4 protein-coding genes are annotated in these 2,356 nt (G+C 58.9%); 3 read left to right on the top strand and 1 reads right to left on the bottom strand.

Going from position 1 to position 2,356, the window contains the following annotated elements:
* Together Y707_RS22805 and Y707_RS22800 are read left to right on the top strand one after the other, a co-directional pair.
* On the top strand, positions 1 to 551 hold a 551-nt coding region (locus Y707_RS22805), incomplete at its 5' end, for a DUF427 domain-containing protein (protein WP_216699189.1).
* 226 nt (positions 552 to 777) lie between these two features.
* A complete protein-coding gene (locus tag Y707_RS22800; RefSeq protein WP_216699188.1) occupies positions 778 to 1,275 on the top strand; it encodes a hypothetical protein in 498 nt (165 codons plus the stop codon).
* Here the strand turns inward: Y707_RS22800 and Y707_RS0102130 are convergent.
* Entirely contained in the window at positions 1,272 to 1,661 is a 390-nt protein-coding gene (locus tag Y707_RS0102130) for a heavy metal-responsive transcriptional regulator (protein ID WP_026533865.1), read from the bottom strand. The two genes, Y707_RS22800 and Y707_RS0102130, sit on opposite strands and share 4 nt — an antisense overlap.
* A 90-nt stretch (positions 1,662 to 1,751) precedes the next feature.
* Here Y707_RS0102130 and Y707_RS0102125 point away from each other — a divergent pair.
* Positions 1,752 to 2,356: FAD-dependent oxidoreductase (locus tag Y707_RS0102125; RefSeq protein ID WP_026533864.1), on the top strand; the 605-nt coding region annotated here is incomplete at its 3' end.

Raw genomic sequence — 2,356 nt, 5'->3', positions numbered from 1 at the left:
CCTGGTTCGATGTCGTCGTTGGTGACCGGACCATCCGCCATGGAGCGTGGCGGATGAAGGCTTTCGACGGTTATACAGGCGTCACTTGGGAGCGTGGCGGACTTGATCATTGGTATGAAGAAGATCAGGAGGTGTTCGAACATCCCCATGACCCCTTCGTCCATATTGATGCCCTGTCAAGTTCGCGCTTGGTGACTGTGAGTCACAACGAAGTTGTGATTGGCGAGTCGAGTGGGGCAGTCTTTCTTTGGGAAACAGGGCTGCCTGTGCGGTACTACCTGCCAAGGCGGGATGTCGACTTTGGAAGTCTTGTATCAAGCCCCACGGTGAGCATCTGTCCCTACAAAGGTTTCGCCACTGACTATTGGAGCCTTAAGGATGAGGATGCTCTCGTCGACGTGGCGTGGTCTTATCCCCAGCCGTTTTTTCCCTATCGCAACATCGCTGGTTCGGTCGCCTTCCTGAATGAGAAGCTCGATATTTCCATCGATAAAGTGCTGCAACCGCGTCCTGAACCGAAGCAGTGGCCGGCGCGGTCCCGCCTTAAATAGTCCTCACGGTGCAGTCACACTGCTTGACAGTGGAGGATAAGCGGCCGATTCCATCGCACCTACTGGAAAACGGCCGCAAGTATGACTGCAAGCGGCTTTGGCTTTGAGGATATTGGCTACATCCCCCTTCAAAGGTTTGGGGGTACTCTCGCTGGCCAATGGATCAACGTCGTGGAATAGTGGTCAGTAAGCTTAGTGTTTTGGATGTGGAAAGTAGGATGAGGTTATGGCGCGTCTGACAACCGTTTCCCGCCACCCGTTCCAGCTTGGTCTAATTGCCGGTGCAAGCTGGGACGGTCACCCTCAACGACGTCACCTACGCCGATATGGCGATACGTGCACGGCCATCAAGCTCTATGCCTGCAAAGGCGGCAGGAAAATTGGCCGAAAAACCGGCATCCCATTGGGCAAAGAGGACGACGCCTCCAACCGGAGACAGGGTTTGGGTGCGTTGCTCGGCTTAGCTACCGGATTGGGCACCGGGGCCGCCTATGGTCTGCTGCGTTCGCGCACCCACGTGCCGTTCCCGGTGGCCGTTCTGGGATTGAGTGCGGCCGCCATGGCCGGCAGTGACGTCCCGATGGCGGCGCTGGGCCTTACCGACCCGAGGAAATGGCCTGCGTCGAGCTGGGTTATGGACGTTGTTCTGCACCTCGCTTACGGTGCCGCTGCCGCGGCGGCCTATGAAGTAATTACCCGCTCATACATCCATCGGGCGACCTAAATATAGCGGCAGACCTGATCGGCTTGGCACCGTGATGGGTCCGCCAACCGGCTGGCCTCGTGGAGCCCGGCAACTGTTTCACGGAGCTGACGAAGGTCGCTTATTTGTTGGTCGAGTTCTGCCAGCCGGTCGGCGAGCAAGGTTTCGACATGTTCACAGGGCGGCTGTCCGTCGTCGCGGAGGTGGAGAATTTCACGAATTTGAGCCAAGGTCAGTCCGGCGCGCTGACCCCTGCGGATGAAGCTGAGCCGGGAAACCATATCCTCCGGGTAGTCACGGTAGCCGCTGGCCATGCGGGCTGGAGGTGGAATGAGGCCGGCTGACTCGTAGAACCGCAGTGTTTTCGTCGTCGTACCCGCGGCCGCAGCCAGTTCACCAATCCGCATAAGTATTTCCCCTGTTGAGTCCACGCCCTTGACCTTCCACAGTACTGGAAGGTTCATGCTGGGTGGAGACTATTTGGAAGGAGCTTCGTTTTGAGTACCGAGTATGAGTTTGACCTGGCCGTGGTTGGTTCCGGAGGAGCGGCGATGGCGGCAGCGATCAGCGCCCGGCAGGCTGGTAAGTCGGTGGTCCTGATTGAGCGCGGTGCACTGGGCGGCACTTGCGTCAACATAGGATGCGTACCGTCCAAGACCCTGTTGGCCGCAGCAGGTGCGCGCCATGCCGCCCTGGCTAATCCATTCCCCGGTGCGCCCACCTCCGCGTGGGATGTGGATCTGGCTTCGCTCGTTCATCAAAAAGATCAGCTGATCGACCAGCTCCGGGGTGCGAAGTACGTTGACGTCGCCGATGCCTACGGCTTCGAAATCCGCAGCGGCGAGGCTTCCTTCGCCGATCCCGACACATTGCTGGCCGATGGGAAGCCGGTCTCCGCTGGCTCCTTCATTATTGCCACCGGCGCTGAACCGGCACGACCCGACGTGGCCGGACTTGCCGAGGTGGATTACCTGACCTCTACCACAGCCATGGAGCTGACCAAGCTGCCGAAGTCAATGGTCATCATTGGCGGCGGATACGTGGGGCTTGAGCAGGCGCAGCTTTTCGCGCATTTGGGAACCAAAGTGACGATTGTCGGCCG

Source organism: Arthrobacter sp. H14 (assembly GCF_000520495.1).
Taxonomy (GTDB): Bacteria; Actinomycetota; Actinomycetes; order Actinomycetales; family Micrococcaceae; genus Arthrobacter_C.
Note: the sequence above shows the minus strand (reverse complement) of the source record. Positions and strands in the feature narration are given on the sequence as shown.

Coding starts and splice junctions, on each gene's coding strand:
- Y707_RS22800 (WP_216699188.1), top strand. CDS start 778: ATGGCGCGTCTGACAACCGTTTCCCGCCACCCGTTCCAGCTTGGTCTA.
- Y707_RS0102130 (WP_026533865.1), bottom strand. CDS start 1,661: ATGCGGATTGGTGAACTGGCTGCGGCCGCGGGTACGACGACGAAAACA.